Source organism: uncultured Pseudacidovorax sp. (genome assembly GCF_913773995.1).
In the GTDB taxonomy this organism is placed as follows: domain Bacteria; phylum Pseudomonadota; class Gammaproteobacteria; order Burkholderiales; family Burkholderiaceae_C; genus Xenophilus.
In genome coordinates, this window is sequence record NZ_CAJYES010000141.1 from 1 (window position 1) to 22,507 (window position 22,507).

General features: G+C 68.8%; 21 protein-coding genes. 13 read left to right on the plus strand and 8 right to left on the minus strand.

Annotated elements, in window-relative coordinates; translation table 11 throughout:
* The 9 genes from QZ772_RS13180 to QZ772_RS13220 form a co-directional block, all read left to right on the plus strand.
* Positions 1–1,253, plus strand: a 1,253-nt coding sequence (locus tag QZ772_RS13180) for a flagellar basal body rod C-terminal domain-containing protein (RefSeq protein WP_295526895.1), incomplete at its 5' end; no start/stop codon positions are given.
* A 17-nt stretch (positions 1,254–1,270) separates the two neighbouring features.
* Positions 1,271–2,467, plus strand: coding sequence for a flagellar hook-associated protein FlgL (flgL, locus tag QZ772_RS13185; RefSeq protein ID WP_295526898.1), 1,197 nt, complete (start codon positions 1,271–1,273; stop codon positions 2,465–2,467).
* 39 nt (positions 2,468–2,506) lie between these two features.
* Positions 2,507–3,748 (plus strand): HDOD domain-containing protein, encoded by a 1,242-nt coding sequence (locus QZ772_RS13190; protein WP_295526901.1) that lies wholly within the window; start codon positions 2,507–2,509, stop codon positions 3,746–3,748.
* Positions 3,749–3,795: 47 nt separating this feature from the next.
* On the plus strand, positions 3,796–5,466 hold the full coding sequence (locus QZ772_RS13195) for a tetratricopeptide repeat protein (RefSeq protein ID WP_295526904.1): 1,671 nt from the start codon (positions 3,796–3,798) through the stop codon (positions 5,464–5,466).
* Positions 5,463–6,719, plus strand: coding sequence for an aminotransferase class I/II-fold pyridoxal phosphate-dependent enzyme (locus QZ772_RS13200; protein WP_295526907.1), 1,257 nt, complete (start codon positions 5,463–5,465; stop codon positions 6,717–6,719). Before QZ772_RS13195 ends, QZ772_RS13200 begins: the two co-directional genes overlap by 4 nt.
* Positions 6,720–6,735: 16 nt before the next feature.
* Positions 6,736–7,365: an acetyltransferase gene (locus QZ772_RS13205; protein ID WP_295526910.1), complete on the plus strand. Its 630-nt coding sequence runs from the start codon at positions 6,736–6,738 to the stop codon at positions 7,363–7,365.
* Positions 7,366–7,372: 7 nt separating this feature from the next.
* Positions 7,373–7,816: a Rieske (2Fe-2S) protein gene (locus QZ772_RS13210; RefSeq protein WP_295526912.1), complete on the plus strand. Its 444-nt coding sequence runs from the start codon at positions 7,373–7,375 to the stop codon at positions 7,814–7,816.
* A 75-nt stretch (positions 7,817–7,891) separates the two neighbouring features.
* Complete coding sequence (locus tag QZ772_RS13215; protein ID WP_295526952.1) at positions 7,892–8,419, plus strand: RHO alpha subunit C-terminal catalytic domain-containing protein; 528 nt, start codon at positions 7,892–7,894, stop codon at positions 8,417–8,419.
* 56 nt (positions 8,420–8,475) lie between these two features.
* The gene (locus tag QZ772_RS13220; RefSeq protein ID WP_295526915.1) at positions 8,476–9,120 is read left to right on the plus strand and encodes a DapH/DapD/GlmU-related protein; all 645 of its coding nucleotides are present in this window, start codon (positions 8,476–8,478) and stop codon (positions 9,118–9,120) included.
* A gap of 6 nt (positions 9,121–9,126) precedes the next feature.
* Here the strand turns inward: QZ772_RS13220 and QZ772_RS13225 are convergent, their stop codons facing one another.
* From QZ772_RS13225 to ettA, 8 genes are all read right to left on the minus strand, one after another.
* Positions 9,127–10,638, minus strand: a complete 1,512-nt coding sequence (locus tag QZ772_RS13225) for an FkbM family methyltransferase (RefSeq protein WP_295526917.1) — start codon at positions 10,636–10,638, stop codon at positions 9,127–9,129.
* Positions 10,628–11,251 carry a DapH/DapD/GlmU-related protein gene (locus QZ772_RS13230; protein ID WP_295526919.1) on the minus strand — a complete coding sequence of 208 codons (624 nt, stop codon included), beginning with the start codon at positions 11,249–11,251 and terminating at the stop codon, positions 10,628–10,630. The genes QZ772_RS13225 and QZ772_RS13230 overlap by 11 nt, the downstream gene beginning before the upstream one ends.
* The gene (locus tag QZ772_RS13235; RefSeq protein ID WP_295526922.1) at positions 11,248–12,408 is read right to left on the minus strand and encodes an aromatic ring-hydroxylating dioxygenase subunit alpha; all 1,161 of its coding nucleotides are present in this window, start codon (positions 12,406–12,408) and stop codon (positions 11,248–11,250) included. The genes QZ772_RS13230 and QZ772_RS13235 overlap by 4 nt, the downstream gene beginning before the upstream one ends.
* 32 nt (positions 12,409–12,440) lie before the next feature.
* Positions 12,441–13,175 carry an SDR family oxidoreductase gene (locus QZ772_RS13240; protein ID WP_295526925.1) on the minus strand — a complete coding sequence of 245 codons (735 nt, stop codon included), beginning with the start codon at positions 13,173–13,175 and terminating at the stop codon, positions 12,441–12,443.
* On the minus strand, positions 13,172–13,939 hold the full coding sequence (locus tag QZ772_RS13245) for an SDR family oxidoreductase (RefSeq protein ID WP_295526928.1): 768 nt from the start codon (positions 13,937–13,939) through the stop codon (positions 13,172–13,174). Before QZ772_RS13245 ends, QZ772_RS13240 begins: the two co-directional genes overlap by 4 nt.
* Positions 13,936–14,973, minus strand: a complete 1,038-nt coding sequence (locus tag QZ772_RS13250; RefSeq protein ID WP_295526931.1) for a ketoacyl-ACP synthase III — start codon at positions 14,971–14,973, stop codon at positions 13,936–13,938. The genes QZ772_RS13245 and QZ772_RS13250 overlap by 4 nt, the downstream gene beginning before the upstream one ends.
* A gap of 2 nt (positions 14,974–14,975) precedes the next feature.
* Positions 14,976–15,200: an acyl carrier protein gene (locus QZ772_RS13255; RefSeq protein ID WP_295526934.1), complete on the minus strand. Its 225-nt coding sequence runs from the start codon at positions 15,198–15,200 to the stop codon at positions 14,976–14,978.
* Between the two features lie 242 nt (positions 15,201–15,442).
* Complete coding sequence (gene ettA / locus QZ772_RS13260) at positions 15,443–17,104, minus strand: energy-dependent translational throttle protein EttA (RefSeq protein ID WP_295526937.1); 1,662 nt, start codon at positions 17,102–17,104, stop codon at positions 15,443–15,445.
* Between the two features lie 326 nt (positions 17,105–17,430).
* On the opposite strand from ettA, the gene QZ772_RS13265 reads away from it, so the two are divergent.
* The 4 genes from QZ772_RS13265 to QZ772_RS13280 all read left to right on the plus strand — a co-directional run bounded on the left by QZ772_RS13265 (position 17,431) and on the right by QZ772_RS13280 (position 22,454).
* Positions 17,431–19,224, plus strand: coding sequence for a DEAD/DEAH box helicase (locus QZ772_RS13265; protein ID WP_295526940.1), 1,794 nt, complete (start codon positions 17,431–17,433; stop codon positions 19,222–19,224).
* A gap of 195 nt (positions 19,225–19,419) precedes the next feature.
* The gene (locus tag QZ772_RS13270; protein WP_295526943.1) at positions 19,420–20,094 is read left to right on the plus strand and encodes a GNAT family N-acetyltransferase; all 675 of its coding nucleotides are present in this window, start codon (positions 19,420–19,422) and stop codon (positions 20,092–20,094) included.
* 205 nt (positions 20,095–20,299) lie between these two features.
* Positions 20,300–21,547 (plus strand): MFS transporter, encoded by a 1,248-nt coding sequence (locus tag QZ772_RS13275; RefSeq protein ID WP_295526946.1) that lies wholly within the window; start codon positions 20,300–20,302, stop codon positions 21,545–21,547.
* Positions 21,548–21,692: 145 nt separating this feature from the next.
* Positions 21,693–22,454, plus strand: a complete 762-nt coding sequence (locus tag QZ772_RS13280) for an aldolase (protein ID WP_295526949.1) — start codon at positions 21,693–21,695, stop codon at positions 22,452–22,454.
* Positions 22,455–22,507 lie beyond the last annotated feature (53 nt).

A 22,507-nucleotide genomic window follows, 5' to 3' on the forward strand; every position in this document is an offset into this window, starting at 1 on the left:
TACAGACAAGCACCGTAGTCGCGGATGACGGCACGCTCTCCGTCTTCGTGGGCAATCAGGCCTTGGTGCTGGGCAGCAGCACCGGCAAGGTGTCGGTGGGCACGGCGGCCGATGGCAGCAGCACGCTGGACATCACGCGCGGCAGCGTGGTGGCCCACCTCGATGCCGATGCCCTGGGCGGCGGCGCTGCGGCGGGGCAGCTGCGCTTCCTGAACGAGGACCTTCCCGACACCCGCAATCTGCTCGGCCGGCTGGCCCTGACCATGACGACCACGGTCAATGCCCAGCACTCGCTGGGGGTCGGCCTGAACGGCGAGACCGGCAACGCCCTGTTCGGCAGCATCGACGTGCCGGCCTCGACGCCGGCCGCCACCAATACCGGCAACGCGGTGTTCGCGACCACCGTGAGCGATGTCTCTGCTCTGGTGCCCTCGTCCTATGCGCTCAGTGTGCAGCCCGACGGCAGCTACCAGGTGCGGCGGCTGTCGGACAACGCGGTGAGCAGCTTCACCAGCCTGCCGGCCCAGATCGACGGCCTGTCGATCAACCTTCAATCTGGCGCCGGCGCCCCCGGCGACGTCTACCGCATCGAGCCGTTCTCGCAGGCGGCGGGCAAGGTGGCCGTGGCACTGGGCTCAGCCAGCGCCGTGGCCGCGGGCAGTCCGGTGCAGGCGAGCACCGGCACGGCCAACACCGGCAGCCTGGCGGTCTCAGGCGTGTATGCCAGCGCACAGAATGCCAACCTCACGGCCACGGCCACATTGACCTTCAACACCGACGGGACCTACAACATCAGCGGAACCGGCACGGGCAACCTGAACAACCAGCCCTACACGGCGGGCGAGGCCATCCAGGTCAACGGCTGGTCGCTCACGCTGACCGGCGTGCCCAAGGCCGGCGACACGGTGACGGTACAGGCCGCCACGGCAGCCATGACGGCGCAGAACAGCGGCAATGCCCAGGCGCTGCAGGGCCTGGCCGACCAGAAGGTGATCGACGGCTCTCCCCTGTCGGATGGTTATGCCGGCCTCATCGCGCGCGTGGGCGTGCGGGCCCAGGGTGCCAAGTACGCGGCGCAGGTGTCCTCGGCCATCGCCACCAGCACCGAGACGGCGCGGGCCAACAGCACCGGCGTCAACCTCGACGAGGAGGCGACCAAGCTTCTGGCCTACCAGCAGGCCTATCAGGCCTCCGCCCGGGTGATCCAGATCGCCCAGAACATCTTCGACTCGCTGCTGTCCAGCGTGCGCTGAGCGCCAGGGTGCCCCGCATGACCATCCAACGCATCTCGACCCCCAACCTGCGCGAGACCGCCGCCCAGCGCCTCGCAGAGCGGCAGGCGCAGCTCGCCGACCTGCAGGAGCAGGTCAACACCGGCAAGAAGATCAACCGCCTGAGCGACGACCCGCTGGCTGCGGCGCAGGCCGAGCGCGCCACCACCCGCGTGGCGCGCGTTGAGACCCAGCAGCGCGCCCTGCAGGCACAGAAGGCCTCGATGACGAGCGTGGAGTCGACCCTGGGCGACTCGGTGACCACCCTGCAGACCTTCCGTTCGCTGCTCGTCCAGGCCGGCGGCGGTGCACTATCGGCCGCTGACCGCAAGTCCATCGCCCAGCAGATGACGGCGCTGCGCGACCAGTTGCTGTCATACGCGAACACCGCCAATGCCGATGGCCTGCCGCTGTTCGGCGGGCTGGGCAGCACCGCCCGGCCCTTCACCGATGCTGGCGGCACGGTGAGCTACCAGGGCGTGTCCGGCCAGGCTGCCCCCTCGGACACGGGCGTGCCCGGCGTACTGGACGGCTACGCGACCTGGATGGACGTGCCCACGGGCAACGGCGTCTTCGAGGTCAACCAGGGCGGCAGCACCACCCAAGTGCACACCGACACCGGGCAGGTCCTCGACCCCTCCGCGCTCACGGGCCATGACTACCAGGTGAAGTTCTCCGTCGGTGCCGACGGCAGCGCCACCTACGACGTGCTCGACACCACCACGCAGCAGGCCGTCGTCTCCGGCGCCGCCTACAAGAGCGGCCAGGCCATCCAGTTCGGCGGCCTGTCCTTCACCGCCAGCGGTTCGCCTGCCGATGGGGACACACTGAACGTCAAGCCATCCACCACCCAGAGCGTGTTCGCCGTCATGGACCAGGCCATTGCCGGCGTGCTCGACGGCTCGGCCGGGCGCACCACGCAGGCCGTGTCGCGCGGGCTCGCGCAGGTGGACGCCGGCCTTGCCAAGCTGTCGGCGGCGCGCAGCCAGGCGGGCGAGCTGCTCAACCGCGCCGACACCATCGGCGACCGGCTCACCACCCGTGGAGATCAGCTGGAGAAAGTGCGGGCCGACGCCGAGGACGCCGACACCGTCCAGGTACTTTCGGATATCACCAGCCAACAGACCATGTACTCTGCCGCCCTGGGCACCTATGCTCAGATCCAGAAGCTCTCTCTGTTCAACTATCTCGGCTGAGGCCTGCCGGCAGGCCCAGTCCCCACCCCCGACCGAATCGTGGCCCAATCCGTCCTCGGCAGTCTGACCCTTTGCTACCAGCTCCTGTGGAACCGCCGGCGCGAGCTCGCCGGCATCCGCCTGCTGGCCTATGAAGACGGCGCCCAGGCCGATGGCGCGCATCTGTTGCGCAGCCTCACCGAGATGTGGACGGCCGAATCGCCGACCCTGCTCGTGGCCGCCCGCTCCCCGCGGCTGCTGATGGGCATGCTGGAGCAGGCCGATGGCGATTCGCCAATGGTCGAGGTGCCGGTCGACTGGCTGGGCGACGAGGAACTGCTCCAGGCTGCGCGCGCGGCGCGCAGCCGCGGCGGCATCCTGATCGCGGCCAGCGGCCCCGGACCGCGACGCCCCGACTTCCCCGGCCGTTCTTCCCCGCGTCTCATGCAACTGGAGGTGAGCCACGCCGCCAGCGCCCTGCAAGCCGTGCTGCGTGCACGCGACGCCGACCCGCGCCATCCGGCACAGCGGGCCGCCGCCCAGGCCCAACTGGCGGCCAGCCCCATCGAGCCCGAGCAGATCGTGGTGGGCGCCGCCAGCCTCGCCCTGGTCGAGCACGCGCTGGACCAGCGCGCCGCCTGGGCCGTGGCCGGCTGGCCCATCGAGGACGTGCTCCACCGCAACAAGGGCCAGCCGCTGCCGCCCACGCGGCGCGCCGTGATCCGCACCATGCAGGCCCTGGAGTCCGAGCAGTCGCTGGACCAGCTTGAACTGCAGTTCGGGCAGGAGCCCGCCCTGGCCTATCGCCTGCTGCTGCATCTCAACTCCGCGAGCCTGGGCCTTCGGCGCCGGATCACTTCGCTGCGCCACGGCGTGATGATGCTGGGCTACCGCACGCTCGATGCCTGGCTTGCCGAACAGCTGCCACACACCAGCGACGACCGCAACCTGCAGCCCGCCAACGCCTCCATGGTGCTGCGCGCCCACCTGGCCGCCGAGCTGATGGAAGCCGGCGTGGAGGAAGAGCTGCGCCGCGAGGTCTACCTGTGCGGTCTGTTCTCCCAACTGGATCTGGTGATGGACGAGCCCATGCGCACCGCCCTGGGCCGTCTTGCACTGCCAGAGGCGCTGGTCGAGGCGGTGCTGCGCGGCAGCGGCCCCTATGCCAGCGTGCTGCAGGTGGCCCAGGCCCTCGGCCAGGACAACCCGGCCGTGGTGCGCGCCACCCGCGCGCGCTTCGACATGAGCGCCGAAGAGATCAACCGCTCGCTGCTTCGCACACTGGCCATCGCCCACACCTGAGCGCCCGCGCCCCTTTCGCCCGCCCCACCCTCCTGCCCACCACCGCCATGCCCGTCCACACCGACCTTCCGCCCACCGCCGCCGCCGCTGCGCTGGCCCATGCGGCCGTCCTGCGCGGGCTGGAGGAGGTCCAGGCCTACCGGCTGGAGGCGGCCATGCAGCACTTTTCGCAGGCCATCACCCACGATCCGCAGCACGTGGACGCCTGGGTGCACCTGGGCCGCGGCTTCCTGCGGCTGGAGAACTGGGCCAATGCGGCCATGTGCATGGAGACGGCCCTGGCACTGCAGCCCGGCCATGCCTGGGCCCAGCACGGCCTGGCCTTCGCCCGCTACAACAGCGGCCAGCGCGAGGAAGCCCTGGCGCTGATCGACGAGGTCTGCGCACGCACGGCCGATTCGGCCATGTGGCAGCTGCGGGCGTACATGCACAGCCACGCCAGCGCCGATCCGCTCAAAGCCCTGCAGGTCTACCGGGACTGGGGCACCCGTTTCGCAGACCCGCTGACGGTCCGGGCGCTGCCGATGCCCGTGGACGACCGCAGCCCGACGCGCCGGCTGCGCATCGGCTACGTGTCGGCCGACTTCCGGCGCCATTCCATCGCCTTCTTCATGGCATCGGTGCTGGAGCACCATGACCCGGCGCAGGTGGATGTGCACGTCTACAGCGTGGGTCCGCGGGACGACTTCACCGACCAGTTGCAGGCCCATGTGCCGCACTGGTTCGACGTGCCGGAGCTGTCCGAAGAGGCGCTGTGCGCGCTGATCCGCTCGCATCGCATCGATGTGCTGGTCGACCTCTCGGGTCACACCGAGGGCAACCGGCTGCTCACCTTCGCGCGCCGGGCGGCACCGGTGCAGGTGACCTGGCTGGGCTACATGCAACCCCTGGGGATGAAGGCGATGGACTACCGCATCGTCGACAGCGGCATCGCGCCAGCCGGCCACGACGTTTTCTACAGCGAGCGACTCTTCCGCGTGGCATGCATGGCCAGCTACACGCCGCCCCCGGATTCGCCGATGTGCCTGGAACCACCGATGCTGCGCAAGGGCCACCCCACGCTCATCTCGCTCAACAGTTCCGCCAAGATCACCGACTCGATGTTGCGGCTGTGGTCGCGCATCCTGGCGGCGCGTACCGATGCCGAACTGGTCATCATGGTCAAGGAGCGCACGCCCGAGGCAGCGCAGGCCGCCATGCAGGCCCGGGTCGAGGCAGCGTGCATGCCGTTGGACCGCGTGTTCGTGATGCACCAGCAGCCGCTGGCGCAGTTCATGGAACTCGGTCACATTGCCGACGTGGCCCTCGACACCTCGCCGGTGTCGGGTGGCACCACCACGCTGCATGCCCTGTGGATGGGCCTGCCGGTCATTGCCATGGATGCGGAGCGGGGCGTGGATGCCGGCAGCGCGCGCACCCTTCAGGGTCTGGGCCTCGACGAAGACGTGGCTCGCGACGCCGAAACCTACATCGCGGCCGTGCTGCGGCGACTGGACGATCCGGAGGGCCTGCGGCGCTTCCGCCACGACGCCCGCGCGCGCATGCAGGCCGGGCCGCTCATGGACTACGCCGCGCGCACGCGCGAGCTCGAGCAGGCATTCCGGCTCATGTGGCTCAACCTGCTTGCCGGGGAGTACCGCTGGACGGACCTTTCGGCGGCTTCGGCGAACGCCCTGGCCGGCGCGACCGCGGACGCCGACGCCGCATTGCCCGCATGAGCGCCGCCCCGGCCGTGCCCCATGCTGCCCTTGCCGCAGTCGCGGAGGCGGCTGAGCGGCGCGGCGCCGACGACCGGTCTGCAGGAACGGCCCCTGCATCCGCGGTGCCGGACCAGGCCGCATTGCCCTGGATTCCCCTGCTGGTGCCGGACATGCCGACGCCAGAGCGGCTCATGCCCTATCTCGCGCGCATGCACGAGGCGCGTCACTACTCCAATTTCGGCCCATTGGTACATGCGCTCGAGACGGCGATGGCCGATCGCTTTGCCGTCGGCCATGACAGCATCGCCACGGTGGCGAATGCCACCCAGGGACTCGAGCTCGCGCTGCGCGCGTTGGGCCTCCCGCCCGGGGCGCACGTGCTGGTGCCCACCTTCACCTTTGCGGCCACGGCCACGGCGGTGGCCAGTGCCGGCCTCACGCCGGTGCTGGCCGATGTCGATGCCGCGACCTGGCAGCTCACGCCCGGGATCGCGCGGCAGGCGTGCGAAGGCCGGCAGATCGCCGCCGTTCTCACCGTCGCGACCTTTGGCATGCCGCACGATGCGGCCGCCTGGCAGGCCTTCGAGGACAGCACCGGCGTGCCGGTGATCATCGATGCCGCGGCCGCCTTCGGCCGCCAATGGCTGGCGGACGGGCACGGCACCCTCGTGTTCAGCCTGCATACCACCAAGAGCCTGCCAGCGGGCGAAGGTGGCTTGGTGGTGTCCTCGCGACCCGGCTTGGCGGCGCAGGTGCGCCAGCGCTCGAACTTCGGTATCAACCTCGATCCGGCGGCGGCGCTGCCGCAGGGCGCACTGGCCACGCTGGGCACCAACGCCAAGATGAGCGAGTTCCACGCGGCCGTGGCACTGGCTTCCCTCGAGGTCTGGGACGGGCATGCCCAATCTCGCCAGCAGTTGCAGACGTCGCTGATGCAACGCATCGACGACGCGACTGGCGGCGCCGTCGCGTGGCAGGCAGCAGCGGGTGGCGGCGACCGCCTGGCCCCCACCTCGCTGTGCCTTCGCCTGCGCGACGCCGATGCGCGCGAACGGCTGGAACGCCGCTGCGCCGCCGAACGCATCATGACGCGCCGCTGGTACCAGCCACTGCTGCACGACATGCCGGCCCTGCAGCCGCTGTGCGAGCCGCTGGCCGTGCCGCGCGCGCGGCAGCTGGCGCAGACGGTGCTCGGCCTGCCCTTCTTCCTCGGCATGACCGCCGCGCAGCAGCACCGGCTGATCCAGGCCTGTGCCGAGGCGCTGCGTTGACTTCGGCTTCTCCGACATGAAAGACGTCTACATCATCAACGCCGGCGGCTTCGGCCGGAACATGGCGTCCGTGGCGCGCTCGGACTCCGCCCACGGTACCGAGTGGGTGGTGCGCGGCTTCCTGGACAACCGCCCCGGCCTGCCGCAGGTGGCCGAGTTGCCCATCGTGGGCGACCCTGAAAGCTTCCGCTGGCAGCCGGGCCAGATCCTCGTGTGCGCCCTGGGCGATCCGGCGCAGCGCCGCCGCTATGCCGAACCCCTGCTCGCACAGGGCGCGGACTTCATGAACCTGATGCCCAAGCTGCACCGCTCCGACCGGGTGGGCATGGGCGTCGGCTGCCTGTTCGAGCACCATGTCTCCATCGGCGCCGATGCGAAGCTGGGCAGCTTCGTGATCGTGCTGGCCAACACCATCGTCGGCTACGACGTGCACGTGGGCTCCTACACCACCATCGGCAGCTTCGTCTTCATCGGCGGCGGCGCGCAGATCGGCGAGAACGTCACCATCCATCCGCATGCCACCATCCTTCCGGACGTGAAGGTGGGCGACGGCGCGGTGATCGGCGCGGGCAGCGTGGTGATCGGCAACGTGGCGCCGGGCACCACGGTCTTCGGCAATCCCGCCAAGCGCTTCAGTTTCCGCTGACATCCCGATGTATCCCGGACTGCCCCAGCGCGACTACATCGACCCGGCCGTCTTTGCCCAGGAGCAGGCGCGCATCTTCCGCCGGCTGTGGATCTTTGCCGGCCTGCGCACGCTGCTGGCCGAGCCCGACAGCTTTCTCACCCGCACCATCGGCGGCGTGCCTGTGCTGGTGCAGAACCTGGAGGGCTGCATCAAGGCCTTCCGCAACCAGTGTCCGCACCGCCAGGCGCCGCTGCAGACCGAGGCCTATGGCAGCCGCAAGCTGGTGTGCGGCTATTACGGCTGGAGCTTCGACGCCGAGGGCCGGGTGCGCGGCATTCCCGGCGAAGACCGGCTCTACCATTACCCCACCGCTGACCGTGAGCGGCTCTGCCTGGACGAGTTCGCCGTCGAGTGCATCGGCAACCTGGTCTTCGTCAATCTCGATCCAACGCCGCTGCCCATCGAGTAACAGTTCAGCGAAGAGCTGCGCGCCTCGCTGGCGGCCATCAGCGGGCACTTCGGCAATCAGGCCATTCATGCGGCCATTCCGTCGGCCTACAACTGGAAGCTCAACTTCGAGAACGTGCTCGACTTCAACCACGTGCCCTTCGTGCATCCGCGCACCTTCCGGCCGCTGATGGCGAAGGGTGCTGCCAACGACCCTCGGGTGCCGGCCGACCTGCCGCCGGTGACGACGGCCGCGCTGCACGAGCTGAGCTATGCCAGCGAGACGCCGCTGCAGATCCAGCCCAGGCCCTGGCATGCGCTGGTGGAGCGCTTCGGCGACGCGGACGTCTACTACAACCACTTCCTCTATCCGAACGTCAACTTCATCTCGGTGGGCGGCTACGTCTTCCTGGTGCAGCAGTTCGACCCGGTGTCGCCGGACCGCACCGACGTCCACTTCACGCTGTGCGCCGCGCGCGCCACGCAACGCATCCCGGCGCTGCCGGCCATCCTGTGGGGCCACCTCAAGGGCGAGAAGAGGGTGCTCGACGAGGACCGCGTCATCCTGGAGGCGATGCAGCGCGGCCTGCACGAGGGCGGACCGGTGGCGCGCCATGGCGCCTAAGAGGCGCAACTGCGGCGGGTGGCCCTGGTCTACCGCCAGCTGATGGAGTCCCCGGCATGAGCGCCGGCGCGATCCCTGCCCTGGCGCTCGTGGGCTTCGGCAAGCTCTTCGACGCCATCGAGGCCTGCTGGCCGCTGATCGCCGAAGGCCGCACGCTGCATCGCCTGCGACTGACCTCGGCCGACAACGCGGCGGCCGACACCACCGCACTGCTGGCGGACTTCGACTCCGCAAGCACGGTCTTCTTCGCCGCGCTGGACACGCAGGCCATCAACCATGCGCGGCTGCACGTGTACGCGGCCGCGCGGCTGCGCGGCTTTCGCGCAAGCAGCCTTCGGCATCCGTCGGCCTTCGTGGCGGCCGATGCCCGCATCGGCGAGAACTGCTGGATCGGCGCAGGTGCCCTGGTGGCCCATGGCGTACGCCTCGGCCACGACACCATCGTGGGCGATGGCGCACGGCTGGACGCCGGCGTGCAACTGGGCGCCCATGGCTGGATCGGCGCCGGCGCCAGCGTGGGCGCGCACACCCAGGTGGGTGCCCATGCGCTGATCGGCCGCGACGTGCGCCTGGCCGGCGGCCTCTCGATCGGCCGGCACTGCGTGGTCGACGTGCCGGGGGCCTACGCCGAATCGCTGGCGGATGGGACCTTCATCGATCCGCTGTTTCCGTTGCCGGTGCAGATCTACGAGGGCCGCTGACGGCGATCAGCGCGCCCAGGCGGGCGGCGCGTTGCCTGCCACGGGCGAGCCGTACAGCACCAGGTCGTAGTAGTAGCCGCCCGTGTGCTGACGCAGGCGGAAGTGGTAGTCGTCGACCAGGCGGTCCAGCTGCCCGACCACGTCGAGCAGATCCAGCGAGTAGTGGTAGACACAGGCGGCGATGCGCGGCCGCTGGGTCTGCACCAGGCGCGATGCACCCTCCAGCGCCTTCACCTCGAAGCCTTCCACGTCCATCTTGAGCAGGCTCAGGTGCTCCAGTTCGTCGTCCAGGCGCATGGTCGGCACCGAAACCGTGCCGTCGGGCGTGACGTGGCTGGACATGGTGCCTGTCTCCTTGAAACGCAGCACCTCCTGCGCGTTCGACACCGCCTTGTTGATCGCTCTGAAGCGCGGCAGCGCCTGGCCCATGCGCTCCAGCGCCTCGTGGTTCACGCCGTCGGGCTCGACGGCGGTGATGCTCGCGTAGCGGCCGCCGGAGGCGTCCAGGAAGCGCTGGACCACCGGTCCCTGGTAGGCGCCGCAATCGCAGAAATGTTCGTTCTGCCCAACCTGGAAGGTCGCCGTGTCGGCACGGGCCGAAAAGTATTCGTCCTCAGGGGGAGACACGATGGGCGCCAGCCATTCGCGGTCGTAGCTCAGCCGGAACAGCAGGTTGCGGTAGAGCGTGGCCACGCTCGCCTCGTCCTCCAGCCGATCGGCCAGCGCCAGGAAATCGTCCAGCCGGGCGAGCGTGCGCTGCCGATAGATCCGCGTGGGCTCATACACCGCATACTGGCCGTTGTGGGCCAGTACCGGCATGCAGTCTGCATAGACCACACCGGCGCTTTCGCACAAGGCCCGCATCCGGGCGCGCGACTCGGCCTCGTAGGAGAAGTCGATGGCCAACGCATCGGCGTGCGCGCCGGCGCGTGCCAGGAAATCAGCCGGCCGCCACAGCACACCACAACCCGGCAGCGCCTCGGCGGCCGTCTCCTCCACGCTGGCGATCACCTGCCCCGCGGCCGTTGCCAGGGTCTGTGCATGCATGGCGCCCAGGACGGACGATGCCGAAAGCAGGAAGACCGGCCGGCGCGAAAGGCTCTCCAGCTGGGGATCGAGCCGGGTGAGCACGATGCGCTCGAGCCCGGTGGCCTGGCACAGGCGCTCGACCATGGCGCGGCCGCGCGCGCTGCACGAGAAGTCCACCACCACGGCGTTCGGCAGGCGATGGGCTTCCCGCACGAAGCGCTCGCTGGTCCAGCGCGGCGCGCCGTGGATGGTGTCCTGCGGCGTCACGTCGTCGACGGCCGCCACCACCTGGGATAGCTGGGCCGCCACCCTGGCGCCGTGCAGGCAGCCGGTAAGCGACAGCGGTGCCAGCAGGAATACCGGGCGTGCGCCGATGTCGGCGATCCGTGCAAGGTCGCATTCCGCGTCGTCCCGGGATGCGACGTCCAGCAGCGTGCGTCGGAGTTGTTCGCGCGTCAGGCCGGCGGCCGGCAGTGCGTCATGCTTCATAGGTGTAGATCGGCGCGTCGTAGCGTGGGTCGAAGATGGTCTTGTCGGGCACGTCGGCGCCATAGCGCTGCGCCCATCCGAGTTCGCAGTTGCGGCCGATGCGCACGCCCGGCGCCACGACGGCGCCGCTGCGCAGCGTGCAGTGGGCCCCGATGTGCGCGCCGTCGCCCACCACCACGCCGGGCTCCAGCCAGCAGGAGGGGCCGAGCGTCACGCCGTCGCCCACCAGGGCCCCGGTCAGCAGCACCGCGTTGAATCCGATGCGGCAGTTCAGGCCGGCGGCTGCGCCCGCGGCGACGTAGGCGTTCGGTCCCACCTTCGTCCCAGGCCCGATGAACGCCTGCGTGCTGACGAAGGCCTCGAGCTTGAAGCCCCGGGCCATCACCAGCGCCATCAGCTCCGTGCGCTTGAAATTGCCGAAGCGCTCGTTGATGGCGACGAAGGCGCTGCCGTCCTGCGGGGACAGTCCATCGAGGGGGGACAGGTCGAATTCGTAGGCGACGTTCTGCGATATGGCCACCTTGCACACGCCGTCCTCGGGCCGTTGCGACGACCAGGCGTGGAAGGCACGCGCCAGGTGCACGCCGTCGCCGATGATCCACTTCTTCGTCATGGCCATGTCTGTGAGACGGACGAGGCCGAGTCCATGACGGTGGCGTACCACCGCTCGACCAGCCGGTTCATGCTTTCGTAGGCTCCCTGCGTGGGCAGGGGCGCATCCGCATGGAGGCCGGACTGCACCTGTTCCATGATCGCCACGTCCTCGCCTGTGACCACCTTGCTGCCGTGCATCTCGGCCAGCAACACCGCGTTCGAGAACGCGAAGGGTCTCCTTTTGCGGGCGCTGAAGCGGTACACCTCCATATCCGTGACGCCGGGCGACACGGGCACGTGATGCTCGATGGTGAAGGAATGGCCACCGTTGGCGCTCGCGATGTGCAGATTGGGAAAGGCCAGCCAGTTGAAATAGGCGTCATCCTCGCCCCAGCGCTCGACCAGGTCGTGCCAGCCGAAGCGCTGCATGTCATGGATCGCGGTGTCGTAGCCACCGTAACTGAACCGGCGCAATTCGCGCCGCAACGCGGCCTGGGTGGTCTCCTGCAACTCCTGCAGGCTGTCGGCACACTGGGTTTCGTCGACGGCGGGCCGGAACTGGACGACGCGGCCCAGCGTCGTCGGATGCACGAAGCGCGGATGGTTGGCATCGCGCAGGTTCTCATACGCCAGCTTCCAGTTGTACTTGCCGCGCCAGGTCGTGACCATGACTTCGGCGTCGTAGGCCAGCGAGCTGCTCTCCAGCGAGGCGATGAAGTCGGGCGAGAACTGCTCCTCGAAGGGCAGCGGCTCGGGGTCGAGGTTGATGAACAGCACATTGCCCACTTCGCGAAGCGCGAACTGCCGCAGGCGCAGCCCGCATTTCTCCTCGGGCTCGAGGCGGTAGGTGGTGTCCGCGTCGGGCATGTGCGCGACTTCGCCCTCCTCGCCGTAGCGCCAGGCGTGGTAGCCGCACACCAGTGGCCGGCAGCCCACCGGCTCGGTCTGGATCAGGGCGCTGCGGTGCAGGCAGACGTTCTCGAAGGCCTTGAGCCGGCCGTTGAAGTTCTGGATGACCACCGGCACGCCCGCGATCTTCCGGGTGATGAAGCCGTGGTGCCGCGTCAACAGCGTCTTGAGCCCCGCGAAGACCCAGAGCTTGCGGAAGATCTTGCGCTGTTCGCGCTCGAAGATGGCGTCGTCCAGGTAGTACCTGGGATGCATGCGGGAGCGCATGGGTGGCAGACGAAAAGCGGGTCGATGAAGGCTTACAGCACCACGCCGCCGTCCATCACCAGGCTGGTGCCGGTGACCCAGCGGCTGGCGTCGGAGAGCAGGTAGATGGCCGCGTTGGCCACGTCCTCGGGCGTCCCAAGGCCGAGCGGATGACGCGCACGCTGGGCCTGCAGCGGTTCGGTCTGGTCATGCTCGCCCCACATGGGCGTGGGCACGACCGACGGGGAAATGCCGTTGACCCGCATACCGTGCTTGCCCTGTTCCATGGCCATGCAGCGGATGAAGCCCAGCAGGGCCGACTTCATCGCCGAGTAAGGGCCGACCGCGGGTGTGCCGATGTGGGCCGAGGTCGAGAGCATGAAGATCACCGACGCGCCGGCCTGCAGCTTGCGCTGCTGCAGCAGTTGCTGGGTCAGCATGACGGGCGCCAGGAAGTTGACCTCGTACATCTGCGTCATCAGCTTCTCGCTGAGCAGGCGCACCGGCGACAGCATCTGGCGCCCGGCGCAGTGCACCACGCCGTCCAGCGCGGGGCCGGCACGCACCAACGCCTCGCGTTCCTCTGCGCGGGTCTGCTCGGCCACCATGCGCTGATGACCACTGCCGGCAAGGGCATCGAAGGTCTGACCGAGACGCGTGGCATCGCGACCGGTGAGCATGAGCGTGGCACCCCGGGCCGCACACGAGATGGCGATCTGCCGGCCGAGGCCCGACGAGGCGCCGGTCACGAGGATGCGCTTGCCCTTCAGCGAGAACGGGTCCGTCATGCGTAGATGTCCATGGGCACGGTCAGCCCGCCGTCGATCACGAAGTAGTTGCGTGTGATCCATCGGCTGGCGTCGGCCAGGTAGAACACGGCGGCGAGGGCCACGTCCTGGGGCTCGCCCATGCCCAGGGGCGCGAGCGCCGCATAGTCGTCGGTGTTGAGGCCGCCGGTCGCCAGGCCGTCGAGCATGGGCGTGCGCACATAGCCCGGCGCGATGCAGTTGACGCGGATGCCCTGCTTGGCCACCTCCAGGCCCAGCGAGCGCATGCAGCCCAGCAAGGCGGCCTTGCTGGCCGAGTAGGCGCTGCTGGCCAGCGGACCGACATGCGAAGCCACCGCCGACACGAACACGATCGATCCCTTGGCCTGCAGTCGCCGGCGGGCCAGCAGTTCCTTGGTCAGAAGGATGGGCGCGTAGACGTTGTGGCCGAACATCTCGTCCAGATGGGCCTGCTTGAGCATGCGCAGCGGCACCAGGCGCGAGATGCCGGCGGCATGCACCACGCCGTCGATGGCGCCGCATTGCTCCGCCAGCGCCGTCAGCTGTTCGGGCACAGTCAGGTCGGCCACCAGTTGGACATGGCCTTCGCCGGCCAGGGCCTCGGCGGTTGCGGCCAGCCGCGCCGTATCGCGGCCGGTGACGATCACTTGGGCGCCCTGCTGCGCGCAGGCGATGGCCGTCTGACGGCCGATGCCCGAGGACGCCCCCGTCACCAGGATGCGCTTGCCCGCGAGCGAGAAGGGATCGGCCGCGCCGGCGCTCATGCCTCGATCATCGGAATGAAGCGCGCGCCGTCCACCTCGAGGAGCACGGAGCCCCACGACAGGCCGATGCCGAAGCCGCTGAGCAGCATGCGCGCGCGGCCGCCGTCGAGCTTGTCGTGCAGGCGGGCGGTCATGGTCACGGGCAGCGAGGCGCCGCTGGTGTTGCCCAGGTCGTGCAGGGTGGACGGCACCTTTTCGGCCGGCAACCCCAGCTTCTTGCGGATGGTCTCGTTGATCATCCGGTTGGCCTGATGGAAGACGAAATGGTCCACGCCCGCCTTGTCGGCCTGGGCATAGTCCAGCAGCCGTTCCACGGCAGGCGGCACGCGCTGGGTCGAGAAGCTCAGCACTGCCGGCCCGTCGAGGATCAGGTCCGCCGGGGAGCGCAGCACGCCGTGCTCGTCGCGGGTGGGAATGAGGTGCTCCACGCCGTAGGGCTCGCGGTGGCCGCCGGCCGGCAGCATGATGGCCCGGTAGCCGCTGCCGTCGCTGTTGAGGTCGAAATGCATCGGCGGCGCGTCGGCCGAGAACTCCAGCGCGGTGGCGGTGCCGGCGTCGGAAAAAAGCGGATCAACCACCTTGGCCGACTTGTCGCCCACCAGCACCAGCCCCTTCTTGACGGCACCGGCGGCGATCATGCTGCCGAGCATGTGCAGGCCGAAGGGGTAGCCTGAGCAGCCCAGGTTGACGTCGTAGGCGATGGTGGCGTGCGACAGCCCCAGCCGGTCCTGCAGGATGATGGCGGTGGCGGGGATCAGGTAGTCGGGCGACTGGGTCACCACGATCAGCGCGTCCACCTCCTCGCGCTTCCAGTCCAGGGCGTCGAGCAGCTTCTGCGTGGCCTCGAAGGCCAGGTCCGAGAAGCACTGCCAGTCGGGGCAGATGCGCCGCGTCTGGATGCCGATGTTGCGCACCAGGCGCTCGCGCTCGGAGCGCATCGAGGGCGGGCAGTCCTCCAGGTTGGACAGTACCCGCCGCGGCACGCAGCTGGCCACGCCGGCCAGCCGCACGTGGTGAAGCGTGGACAGGCCCATGATCAGCCGAGCAGCTTGTACAGGTCGGCGATGGTCACGCAGTTCTTCAGGTCGTCGCCGGTGATCGTCTTGCCGTAGTCCACGTCGAACATCACGATCACGCCCAGGGCGGCCAGCGAGTCCCACTCGGGCAGGCTGCGCAGTTCGGTCTCGGGGGTGACGTCGACCGGCTCCTGGAAGTCCACGGCGGTCTGGAAGCTGTCGATGAATTGGTCGATGGTGGGCATGGGAAAGGTCCGGTATCTGGCGCCGAGTATGGCGCGCCGGGTGGGGACTATATCGACGAGTTCACGGGATTTAACAGTGCAATTCGACGTATCCGGACGAGCCGCACCCGGTCACGCGCCCACGCAACAAGGCCCGCATCGCCTCGCGGCGCTGCGGGCCCTGGTGAATGCGGCATTGCCGGCAGGGCGCCACGGCCCGACAGCGGGCCCGGTGGCGCGAGGCTGCCGCCCCGCGTTTAGTCTTACTTGAGCGCCTTGAAGCGCACCCGCTTGGGCGCGGCGCCTTCTTCACCCAGTCGCTTCTTCTTGTCGGCCTCGTATTCCTGGTAATTGCCGTCGAAGAACACCCACTGCGAGTCGCCTTCGGCCGCCAGGATGTGGGTCGCGATGCGGTCCAGGAACCAGCGGTCGTGGCTGATGACCAGCACGGTGCCTGCGTACTCCAGCAGGGCGTCTTCCAGCGCGCGCAGGGTTTCCACGTCCAGGTCGTTCGACGGTTCGTCCAGCAGCAGCACGTTGCCGCCCTGGATCAGCGTCTTGGCCAAGTGCAGACGGCCGCGTTCGCCGCCCGACAGGTTGCCGACCTTCTTCTGCTGGTCCTGGCCGTTGAAGTTGAAGCGGCCCGCGTAGGCGCGGCTGGCCATCTGGAACTTGCCGACGTTGATGATGTCCAGGCCGCCCGAGATGTCTTCCCACACGGTCGCCTCGTTGGCCAGCGCGTCGCGCGACTGGTCCACATAGGCCATCTTGACGGTCTGGCCGATCACGACCTCGCCACTGTCAGGCTGCTCGCGGCCGGCGATCAGCTTGAACAGCGTCGATTTACCCGCACCGTTGGGACCGATGATGCCGACGATGGCACCGGCCGGAATGTTGAAGGACAGGTTGTCGATCAGCACGCGGTCGCCGAAGCTCTTGCTCACGCCCTTGAACTCGATGACCTGGCTGCCCAGTCGGTCGGCGACGGGAATGAAGATTTCCTGCGTCTCGTTGCGGCGCTGGTATTCGTAGTCGCTCAGTTCCTCGAAGCGCTGGATGCGGGCCTTGCTCTTGGCCTGGCGGCCCTTGGCGTTCTGGCGCACCCACTCCAGTTCCTTCTTCAGGGCCTTGGCGCGGGCTTCCTCGCCCTTCTGCTCGGCCTCCAGGCGGTTCTGCTTCTGCAGCAGCCATTCGGAGTAGTTGCCCTTGTAGGGAATGCCACGGCCGCGGTCCAGTTCAAGGATCCACTCGGCGGCGTTATCGAGGAAGTAGCGATCGTGGGTGATGGCCACCACGGTGCCGGTGAAGCGCTGCAGGAAGATCTCCAGCCACTCGACCGATTCGGCGTCAAGGTGGTTGGTCGGTTCGTCGAGCAGCAGCATGTCCGGCTTGGACAGCAGCAGCTGGCACAGGGCCACGCGGCGCTTCTCGCCGCCGGAGAGCATGCCAACCTTGGCATCCCAGGGGGGAAGGCGCAGGGCGTCGGCGGCGATCTCGATCTGGTGCTCGCTGTCGGTGCCGGCGGCGGCGATCACCGCCTCCAGCTCGCCCTGCTCGGCGGCCAGGGCGTCGAAGTCGGCATCGGGTTCGGCATAGGCGGCGTAGATCTCTTCGAGGCGCTTCTTGGCGTTGTTGACCTCGCTCATCGCCTCTTCGATGGCCTCGCGCACGGTGTGCTCGGGGTTGAGCTTCGGTTCCTGCTCGAGGTAGCCGATGGACAGGCCGGGCATCGGCAGGGCCTCGCCCTCGATCTCCTTGTCCACGCCGGCCATGATCTTCAGCAGCGAGGACTTGCCCGAGCCGTTGAGGCCGAGCACGCCGATCTTGGCGCCGGGAAAGAACGAAAGGGAGATGTCCTTCAAGATCTGCCGCTTGGGCGGCACGGTCTTGGAGACATGATTCATGGTGTAGACGTACTGGGCCATGGCTTCTTGTCGGTGCGGGGTGGGGAACGCGCTCGGATGAGGGAGGGGCCCGGTGCCGGGCGAGCGCGAAAACCATCGATTATCCCTCCTTGACGCGGCCCACGGGCACGCTGGCCCGGAACTCGTGCCACAATCGGGGCGTTGCCGGGCACAGTCACCCGCAACACGGCTCTTCGCCGGGGACGACGGATTCGCATCCTTCCAGGCTCCCGCCTTACCTCCCTTTCCACCTCGACTGGCCCGGTTCGCGCCCAAGCAGCGCCATCGCGGCGGGTGGACGCAAGAAGAACACCGCGCCGTGCATGGCGCCCGCAAGTAACTACCGAATGAACTTCGACGAACTGAAGCTGGCTCCGGCCATCCTCAAGGCCGTGCGCGAGCAAGGCTACGAAACCCCTACCCCCATCCAGGCCCAGGCCATCCCGGCCGTCCTCGAAGGCCATGACCTCCTCGCTGGCGCGCAGACCGGCACCGGCAAGACCGCCGCCTTCACCCTGCCCATGCTTCACCGCCTGTCCAAGGGCGAGGGCAAGACCAACAAGTTCGGCAAAGACGGCATCGCCGCCCTGGTGCTGACCCCCACGCGCGAACTCGCCGCCCAGGTCGAGGAATCCGTGCGCACCTACGGCAAGTACCTGCCGCTGAGCTCCACCGTCATCTTCGGCGGCGTGGGCATGAACCCCCAGATCGAGCGCATCAAGCGCGGCGTGGACATCCTGGTGGCCACGCCGGGCCGCCTGCTCGACCTGCAGCAGCAAGGCCATCTGGACCTGTCCACGGTCGAGATCCTGGTGCTGGACGAAGCCGACCGCATGCTCGACATGGGCTTCATCCACGACGTGAAGAAGGTGCTGGCCCTGGTGCCCAAGGACAAGCAGAGCCTGCTGTTCTCGGCCACCTTCAGCGACGACATCCGCGAGCTGGCCAACAGTCTGCTGCGCAATCCGCAGAGCATCCAGGTCACGCCGCGCAACACCACGGTGCAGCGCATCACGCAGGTGGTCCACCCGGTGGGCCGTGGCAAGAAGAAGCAGCTGCTGGCGCACATCATCCAGCAGCACGACTGGAGCCAGGTGCTGGTGTTCACGCGCACCAAGTTCGGCGCCAACCATGTGGCCGAGTTCCTGGAGAAGAACGGCATCACCGCCATGGCGCTGCACGGCAACAAGAGCCAGAGCGCCCGCACGCAGGCGCTGGCCGGCTTCAAGAGCGGCGAGATCCGCGCCCTGGTGGCCACCGACATCGCGGCCCGCGGCATCGACATCGACGACCTGCCGCATGTGGTGAACTACGAAATCCCCAACGTGCCCGAAGACTACGTCCACCGCATCGGCCGCACGGGCCGCGCGGGCAAGGAAGGCCAGGCCGTGAGCCTGGTCTGCCTGGACGAGGAAGGCTTCATGCAGGAGATCGAGCGCTTCACCAAGCAGCAGATCCCCGTCGAGACGCTGGAAGGCTTCGGCCCCGACGAAGGCGAGATCGCCGAGCCCATCGCCATGGGCCGCCAGACCCTGTGGGGCGGCGCCGGCAAGCCGCCGAGCCGTGAAGTGATGGCCGCCGCAGCCCGGGCTGCGCGCCAGGAGATGATGACCCGCATCCGCGAGAACAAGGCGGGCCAGGGCGAGCGTGGCGGCCAGAAGAAGGCCGGCGGCCAGGGTCAGGGCCAGGGCGGCCGTGGCCAGCAACCCCAGCCGCAGCGCGCCGGCGGCCAGCCCGCGGGTGGCGGCAACGGCGACCAGCGCCCGCCGCGGCAGAACAACGGTCCCAAGCGCCACCATGGCGGCACGGGCGGCCACGGCGGCGGCAATGCGCCGGCGCATGCCCTGTACGAGGACCGTCCGGAGCGCCAGCCCAAGCACTACGGCAACACGACCAGCCCCTCGCATGCGGACGTGGTCGCGCATCGTCGCGCCGAGTCCTACGGCGGCCCGTCGGGCCAGCCCGATCCGCTGCGCACCAGCGTCGAGGCGACCTTCGGCCGCGGCCGTCGCAATGGCGGCGGCGGTGGTGGTGGCGGCAATGGCGGTGGCGGTGGTGGCAATCGCCGTCGTGGCGGCGGTGGCGGTGGCTACTCCGGCGGTGGCGGTGGCGGCTACTCCGGTGGCGGCAAGCGCTACTGATCGAGCCCTGCCTGCACAGGCGAAGAACGAAGCGGCCCATCGGGCCGCTTTTTCTTTGGCCGCCCGGTTGACGCCAGCCTGGCATTGACCTACACCGGCCTGCGCCCGAACGCGGGCGATGCCCTCTCGCCGGTCCCTGCGATCCAGAATGCGCGAGCCGGCGACCCAACTCCAGCGCATCCAGGGATATCAACCATGTCCGCACTCGACCGACCCGTCTGGGCCAGTCTGCAACATCAGCCGCACTGGGCACTTGGCGATGAGCGCGCCCGGCGCTTCTTGCCCGATCTCCATGGCTTTGCCGCCACGGCGGATGAAGGTGCGGACAGCCTCGACGCACTCGCCGGCCTTCTCGGCCCCGCCGGCGACAGCGTGTATCTGCTGCAGGTGCCGGCCATCGCCGTTCCTTCGGGCCTGGAAGTCGTGAAGGCGGCCGCAGGTGTGCAGTTGGTCGCCACACGACGCCTTCACGTCGATGAGGACATGGCGGTGCTCGGCGACGCAGATGCAGACGAGATGCTGGCCCTGGCCCGGCTCACCGAACCCGGACCCTTCTTCGCCCGCACCCACACGCTGGGCCGCTTCGTCGGCGTACGCGTCGGCGGCCGTCTGGCCGCCATGGCCGGCGAGCGCATGCGCTTTCCCGGTCATGTGGAGATCAGCGGCGTCTGCACGCATCCGGACTTCCGTGGGCAGGGTCTGGCGCGCCGCCTGTCGGCCGCGGTGGCAGCCGACATCCAGCAGCGCGGCGACCTGCCCTTCCTGCACGCGTGGACGACGAACGCCGCGGCGATCTCGCTGTACGAGGACCTCGGCTTCGTCGTGCGCACGCCGGTCCATGTCGCCGTGCTTCGGCGACAGCAGTCCTGAGGGCTTGCAAGGCCGGTCGAGACAAGTAACGTCCCGACCCCGCGCGCATCCTTAGGCCAGTCTTAAGCGGCCCTCTAGAAGACCGCGTCCGACTGGCATCGCCGGCGCCATCGGCCTAGAGTGGCTCCACGCTGCACACCGACACCGGCGGTCGTTCCTCCTCCGTGCCAGGCGCAACGCTTGCACAACCCAAGGAGAACACCCCATGACCTGGACCCGCGAGCAGATCCACGTGACCACCGCCAGCTATCTCGGCTGGACGCTGGACGCCTTCGACTTCTTCCTGATGGTGTTCATCCTGAAGGACATCGCGGCCGAGTTCCACGCGCCGCTGCCTTCCGTGGCGCTCGCCATCACGCTCACGCTGGCCATGCGGCCGGTGGGCGCGCTGATCTTCGGGCGGCTGGCCGACCGCTTCGGCCGCCGGCCGACCATGATGGCCAACATCCTCTGCTATGCCGTGCTGGAGCTGCTGTCGGGCTTCTCGCCCAACCTGGCGACGCTGATCGTGCTGCGCGCGCTGTTCGGCATCGCCATGGGCGGCGAATGGGGCGTGGGCTCGGCGCTGACCATGGAGACGGTACCGGCGCGATCGCGCGGCTTCGTCTCCGGGTTGCTGCAGGCCGGCTATCCCACGGGCTTTCTGCTGGCGTCGCTCGTGTTCGGCCTGTTCTATTCACACATCGGCTGGCGCGGCATGTTCTTCGTCGGCATCCTGCCGGCGCTCCTGGTGATCTACGTGCGTTCGCATGTGCCCGAATCGCCCGCATGGAAGCAGATGGCCAGCCAGCCCCGGCCCAGTCTGCTGGCCGGCCTGCGCCAGCAGTGGAAGCTCGCCCTCTACGCCGTGGTGCTGATGACGGCCTTCAACTTCTTCTCGCACGGCACGCAGGACCTGTACCCGACCTTCCTGCGCGTGCAGCATGGCTTCGACGCGCACACCGTGTCGATGGTGACCATCGTGCTCAACATCGGCGCCATCGTGGGTGGCCTGGCCTGCGGCACGCTCTCCGAGCGCATCGGCCGCCGGTGGACCATCTTCGGCGCCGCCCTCTTCGCGCTGCCCGTGCTGCCGCTGTGGGCCTATTCGCACTCGGCGGCCGCGCTGGCGGCGGGCGCCTTCCTCATGCAGCTGAGCGTGCAAGGCGCCTGGGGCGTGATCCCGGTGCACCTCAACGAGATCTCGCCACCCGCACTGCGGGCCACCTTCCCGGGCCTTGTCTACCAGCTGGGCAACCTACTGGCTTCGGTCAACGCGACCATGCAAGCATCGCTCGCGACCTCACGCCGCAACGACTATGCGTTTGCGATGGCCGTGGTGGCGGGTACGGTCGCGGTGGTCATCGCGGGCCTGATCCTGTTCAGCCGCGAGCACCGCGGTGTGGACATGGGCGCGGAGCTACCGCGTGCCACTGCCGGTGGCGGCGTGCAGCCGGCCTTTGCGCACCGCTGAGAGAAGCCCGTTGCGGGCCTTGCGCGCGGTGGCAGGCGCAGGAACGCGGTCGGTTTGAGGACGGCGGGATGCAGGCGCCACAATCGGCGCTTTCTCCCGTTCGAGCGACCGCTGTCCGGCTGCCTTGTCCGCCTCCTCTCTCCCCATGACCCTCGACGCCACCACCGATTTCCACAGCCCCACCGTACGCCAGCTGCGCGCCGACCTCGCCCTGGCCCTGCGTGCCGCGGCGCACCACGGTCTCGGCGAAGGCGTCTGCAATCACTTCAGTGTGATGCTGCCCGGCGAGCCGGCGCGCTACCTCATCAATCCGCGCGGCCTGCACTGGAGTGAGGTCGGCCCGGACGACATCGTGATGATCGACGTGCACGGCCAGGTGCTGGCGGGCCGCCATCGCGTGGAGCCCACGGCCCTGTTCATCCACGGCGCCATCCATCGGCTGACCGGCCATGCGGTGGTCATGCATGTGCATGCACCCTATGCCACCGCCCTCACGCTCACGGCCGACCGCGCGCTCGACCCGACGCTGAGCCAGAACGCGATGCGCTACATGAACCGCATCGCCATCGATCCACACTACAACGGCCTGGCGCTGGACGATGCCGAAGGCGAGCGCATCGCGCGCACCATGGCCGCCGACCAGGGCAAGGACGTCGCCTTCCTGGCCAACCACGGCGTGATCGTGGCGGGTGCCACCGTCGCCCATGCCTATGACGACCTCTACTACCTGGAGCGCGCCTGCCTGCACCAGGTGCTGGCGCAGAGCACCTGCCGGCCGCTCGCGCCCGTGCCTGCAGAAATCGCCCGGCGCGTGGCGACCCAGGTGCAGGGGGAAAGGGAACAGTCGGACCTGTTCTTCGAGGCGTTGCGCCGCATGCTGCCCGCGCCCGCGATCGTCACACCCTGAAACGGCTGTCGCATTCGGCGGGCTTTCGTTTCAGGCCCACAGCCAAATGCTCA